The 5190-nt window shown below is 63.8% G+C and carries 4 protein-coding genes and 1 pseudogene; all 5 read right to left on the reverse strand.

What is annotated here, in order from left to right:
• On the reverse strand, positions 1-3103 hold a 3103-nt coding region (locus tag ACLP2E_RS11490; protein WP_442466003.1), incomplete at its 3' end, for a strawberry notch-like NTP hydrolase domain-containing protein.
• 154 nt (positions 3104-3257) lie between these two features.
• Complete coding sequence (locus tag ACLP2E_RS11495) at positions 3258-3485, reverse strand: DUF6117 family protein (protein WP_442461898.1); 228 nt, start codon at positions 3483-3485, stop codon at positions 3258-3260.
• Entirely contained in the window at positions 3482-3898 is a 417-nt protein-coding gene (locus ACLP2E_RS11500; RefSeq protein ID WP_442461899.1) for a hypothetical protein, read from the reverse strand. Before ACLP2E_RS11500 ends, ACLP2E_RS11495 begins: the two co-directional genes overlap by 4 nt.
• A gap of 70 nt (positions 3899-3968) precedes the next feature.
• Entirely contained in the window at positions 3969-4190 is a 222-nt protein-coding gene (locus ACLP2E_RS11505; protein WP_442461900.1) for a hypothetical protein, read from the reverse strand.
• A gap of 53 nt (positions 4191-4243) precedes the next feature.
• Positions 4244-5190: pseudogene (locus tag ACLP2E_RS11510) on the reverse strand (DNA-binding protein); the annotation flags it as partial.

A 5190-nucleotide genomic window follows, 5' to 3' on the forward strand; every position in this document is an offset into this window, starting at 1 on the left:
ATAGGCCGCCTGTCCCATGATCGTGGGGTTCAACCCCATGCGAGACAGGAGCTTTCGCGATGATCGACAATCCCAGCAGCCCGTTGCGCCAGCGCATGATCGAGGACATGACGGCGCGCCGCTTCACGCGCAGCCGCTGATTCCTGGCCGACAGTTCCGCGTGATAACTGCGCCCGGTTCCGCCCGCGTCGGAAAACACCAGAATGCGCTTCTTGTCGTCCATGAATGCGGCGGTCTCGCCAAGATTGGTGGAAGACGCGCGGTTTTCGACAACCAGGCGGTCGCCGGTCGCGGTCGATTTGCGGATAATGCGGCGCGAACGGCCGGTCACTTCGGCGACCACATCCACGCCAAAGCGCTGGACGCTCTGGTCGAGCGCGCCGGGAACCGGCGGCAACCCGGCCAAATGTTCGATCAGATTGTCGCGTCGACGAACCGCCTCACGGCTTTCGACCGGCTGGCCGTCGCGATAGACTGGGCGCGACGACAGATTGCCCTCGCCGTCGGTGAACGGCTCGTAGAGCTGAACCGGGAAGGAATGGGCGAGATAGTCGAGGACATATTCCCTGGGCGTAATATCGACGCGAACGTCGTTCCATTCCTCCGTGGGGATTTCGGCGAGGCGGCGCTCCATCAGCGCCTCGCCGGTCGAGACGATTTGCACCACGGCGGCATGTCCCTCCTGAAGATCGCGATCGATGGACGCGATTAGCGTGGGCGTCTTCATGCTGGTGAGCAAATGGCCGAAAAAGCGTTGCTTGGCGCTTTCAAAGGCCGAGCGCGCCGCGGATTTGGCCTGCCGGTTCAAAGTTCCTTCGGAGCCGGTGATGTTGGCGGCCTTCATCGCGGCGTCGAGATTGTTATGGATGATGGCGAAGGCCCCGGCATAGGCGTCGTAGATGCGGCGCTGCTCGTCGGTGAGCTTGTGCTCGAGCAGTTCATATTCCACGCCGTCATAGGACAGCGAGCGCGCGGTATAGAGGCCGAGCGCCCGTAAATCGCGGGCGAGCACCTCCATCGCGGCGACGCCGCCATCCTCGATCGCGCTGACGAATTCCGCGCGGGTGGCGAAAGGAAAATCCTCGCCGCCCCACAGGCCGAGCCGCTGGGCATAGGCGAGATTATGCACCGTGGTGGCGCCGGTCGCGGAAACATAGACGATGCGGGCGATGGCCAAAGCGTGCTGGAGACGCAGTCCGGCGCGCCCCTGCTGTGAGGCGGCGACGTCGCCACGCTCACTCTTGCCGCCGCCGGCATTTTGCATGGCGTGGCTTTCATCGAAAATGATCACGCCGTCAAAATCGGCGCCAAGCCATTCGACAATTTGTTTGACCCGCGAGACCTTCTCGCCGCGATCGTCCGAGCGCAGGGTCGCATAGGTCGTGAACAAGATGCCTTCCGCCAGCGCGATTTTCTTGCCTTGGGGAAAGCGCGACAGCGGCGTGACCAGCAGGCGTTCCATGCCGAGCGCCGACCAGTCGCGCTGGGCGTCCTCGATCAGCTTGTCCGATTTGCTGATCCACAGCGCCTTGCGGCGGCCCCGCAGCCAATTGTCGAGAAGGATGCCGGCGGACTGGCGGCCCTTGCCGGCGCCGGTGCCGTCGCCGAGCATGAAACCACGCCGAAAGCGCACCGCGCCCTCGGCGGCTTCCGCCGCGGCTTTGACCAGATCGAAGGTCTCGTCGACCGTCCAAGCGCCGCTCAGAAACTCGCCATGGGCTTCGCCGGCATATATGACGGTTTCGAGCTGGGCGTCGGACAATAAGCCGTCGTTGACAATGTTTTGTGGAAGTCTGGGCCTGTAGCTCGGTTTGGGCGGCGCGACGCTGGCCATGGCCGCCGACTGCACCAGCCGGGTCGGATGGGGCAGGGCGCCGGGAATGCGGATCGATTGCAATCCATAATCTTCGTAGATGGCCTCGGTCAGACGCCCGCCTTCCGGCGGCGTCCAGTCCACGGCTTCATAGGCAAGATCCGCCGCTTCCGGCTCGGCGAGCGTCGACCGATTGGACAGAGTGGCTTTTCCGCTCGGTCGCCCGGAGCTTGCCATTGTGGCGCGGGGCAGGGGGCTGAATGCCGCCGAAGCCGGAGGCGGGCAAACCGGCAGACGCGGAGGAACATGCCGCTCGATCCAGCCGAGCAAGGTGGCGACGTCGGGCGCAATTCCGATCGAGGCAGGGAACAGTTTGGGGTTATCGGCCGGGCGCTTGTCAAAGACCGTGAGCCGCGTCGCGAAATTCGTACCGTGCCGGGAATAGACCGCGCCATCGATGGCGGCGGTGAAGACCATGGCGCTGTGTCCCTGCAAGCCCACGAAAGCCTCGCGCCAGGCCGGCGTCAAGGGAAAGAGATTGGCGCCGGTGATGGTCACCAGGCGGCCGCCGGGCGCCAAACGGTTCAACGCCGAAGCGATATGGCGCAGGGCGGCATCGGCCACGCGCCCCTCCACATGCGCCATGGCCGAGAAGGGCGGATTCATCAGCACGACGGTCGGCGCGGCGGCGCCGGCGAGATGATCGTCGATCTGAGCGGCGTCAAAGCGACTGACGGGCGCGGTCGGAAAAAGTGCGGAAAGCAGATCGGCGCGCGTCTCGGCCCATTCGTTGAGGATGAGCCTGCCGCCGGCTATTTCGGCAAGCACCGCGAGCAGGCCCGTGCCGGCCGAGGGCTCAAGCACGACATCGGTCGGCGTGATGGCGGCGGCAGTCAGCGCCGCAAGGCCAAGCGGTACCGGGGTCGAAAATTGCTGAAGCGACTGGCTCTGTTCGGAGCGGCGCGTATGGCTCGGCAAGAGCCCGGCGATTTTGCTCAACGCGGCGAGACGCGATGATGTCAACGGATTTTTGCGAAACAGAGCCCGGCCAAATTTGCGCAGGAACAGCACACTTGCCGCCTCGCAGGCCTCGTAGGCGTCTTTCCAGGCCCAGGCGCCCGACGAATCCGAAGCGGCGAAAGCACTTTCCATCGCTTGGCGCAGAACAGCGGCCTCGATGCGTTCGCCACGTTCGAGATAGAAAAGAAGAGCCTGTCCGGCGGAGAAAATTGCGGCGGCGTTGGAACCGGACGCGACCGGCGCGGCGATCACGGGGGACAAAATGTTCATGGGAAGAGCCCTTGGAGAGCGGCAAGGGAAAAGGCCGGATGGCGCTCTCTCTCAAACCGCCCGGACCCATCCCCTCCCGGCGACCCTCTTCCTCTCAAACGGCTGACATAAAAAAACGCCCGACATGGCGCCGGGCGCTGAAATTCCAAATGCATCAGGACGAGGGCTCGCACGGAGGAACGTAAACCTCATAAGGATTCCCGTCCGCGAGATGGCCGAAGGGGGTGAAGAGGAAATCGGATCCCTCGCGCCCCACGGCGCAAATGACGTAACGCGGCTCGCCGGTCAGGGCGTCGGCACATTCCATCAATGCGAGATCGCCATTTTCCGCAGCCCGCAGCAGCGTCTGGAAATTGGCGTGTGCGTGATCGGGGATGCTCATGATTTGCCTCCCGCGTCCGCGATCGTCTGAGCAATCCAGTTTTCGGTGTCGATCCAGGCGATTGTTTCGCCCCCGGCGAGATCGAGCACATGCGCTCCACCGCCAAAGCCATCGAGTCTCGGCTTCGAGCATGTGTTCGAATATTGGAAGCCCCAACACCCGGATTGGCCAAAAGCCGCGGCGCAGATTTTGACGAAGCGGATCACCGATTCCGGATCTCCGGCGCCCTCGTCGCGAATCCAGAGCTGGCTGCCGGCGTCCTGCGAGGGAATCGAAACGAAAAACCCATTGCTGAACTGCGCCTCCAGGGCGCCATCGGCGCAATCCGCCTCATAGATTTCGAGAGCGCGCGCCGCGTTTTCTGGCGCGCCGACATCAAGCAGGCATGAGAAGTGGGTAAAATAATCGGCCATGACAGGCTCCTGAGAAAAGAAAGCCCGGCGCGAAGCCGGGCTCGGGGATCGGTTTGAAATCGAGGAGGGCTCAAAGCCCCAGCTCCCAGGACGGCCAGGCCTGACCGTCATCGGCGGCGGCGACCGCTTCCGCGAGATAAGGCGCTTCCCCTGCGACGACGGTCGGATCGCGAACCGGCGTGTCGTCGATGACCGTCACCCGCGCGACAAGCCCATCTTCGACCTCGACATGCACCGGCACGAAATATTGAAACACCACGCGCCGAACAGGCGGAGAATTTTGCTGCGACATGAGACTGCTCCTTGAAAATAGGCGGAGAGTTTTTCGCTCTCCGCCCGCGCCCTTTATTCGGCGGCGAGTAAGCCACTTTGGTCGTCTTCGGCTTCGACGGCCTCGTCATCATCGCCGCCGTCGGCGAGGAATGCGGGCAGCGCATCTTCGCCTTGGTCCACGTCGGCAGGGCTCTCGGTAAGCAGCTCCGCATCGGGATTATCGAGCCGCAGCGGCTCGGGCAGCCAGTTGCAATCCGTCAGCAGCCGCTGTGCCTCCTTGGCCATGTCGCCCTTTTTGAGATGCTCGAGCATTTGCTCCGCCCTGTCGCCGGCTCCTTCGCGCACTGCTTCGAGAATCCGCGCCTTGGTGACGCGTCCCAGGTAATTGCCGACCGTCGGCCTCCAGCCGGCCTGCACCATGTCGAGGCCTGTCGCCCGCGCCAGGCGATCGGCTTGGCGCAAGCGGCTTTTCAGGCCGTGCTCGGAGACGCCGGAGCCACCATAGGGATTGGGCCTCTCGTAAAGCGCATTGACGCCATAGCTCACGCAATGGGCGAGCAGCGCCATGCGGCTGCCCTCGTCCAGCGCCGCCAGCCAGTCCCACAGCGCTTCATCATCGGCTGGAATATGGTCGCCCCAGCTTTCGCGCCGCTCGTCGATGGATTTTGCCGAAGGACAGTCCTTCAGTTCCTCCGTCTGCGCCGGAAAGAAGACGTGGCGAACATTTGCCTCCAGACACCCAGTCCCCGCCGGATGCAGGAAATTGTCCGACACCAGTTTGTGCAGCAAGGCCGTCATGGCGATATGCGGGTTGTTGGCGACGGCGTCGCGAAGCGCCAAAGTGCGGTGCGCGGTCAATTCGGTGAGGAGACGGTCGGGGAGGGGCTTTATGCCTTCGTCCTCCTCTTCCTCCGGCTGCGCCAGTTCTCCGCCAAGGGTGATGACCGCGCGTTGAACCGCCGGGGCTTCGTCCGGCTCAGCGGTCACAGCCTCGCAATCGGACGCGTCCTCGCCTTCGG

Origin of the sequence: Rhodoblastus sp. (assembly GCF_052145335.1) — a bacterium.
Lineage (GTDB): Bacteria > Pseudomonadota > Alphaproteobacteria > Rhizobiales > Beijerinckiaceae > Rhodoblastus.

What these genes read in the sequence shown, in the direction of transcription:
- ACLP2E_RS11495 (WP_442461898.1), bottom strand. Translation starts at nt 3,485, where the DNA reads ATGAGCATCCCCGATCACGCACACGCCAATTTCCAGACGCTGCTGCGG.
- ACLP2E_RS11500 (WP_442461899.1), bottom strand. Translation starts at nt 3,898, where the DNA reads ATGGCCGATTATTTTACCCACTTCTCATGCCTGCTTGATGTCGGCGCG.
- ACLP2E_RS11505 (WP_442461900.1), bottom strand. Translation starts at nt 4,190, where the DNA reads ATGTCGCAGCAAAATTCTCCGCCTGTTCGGCGCGTGGTGTTTCAATAT.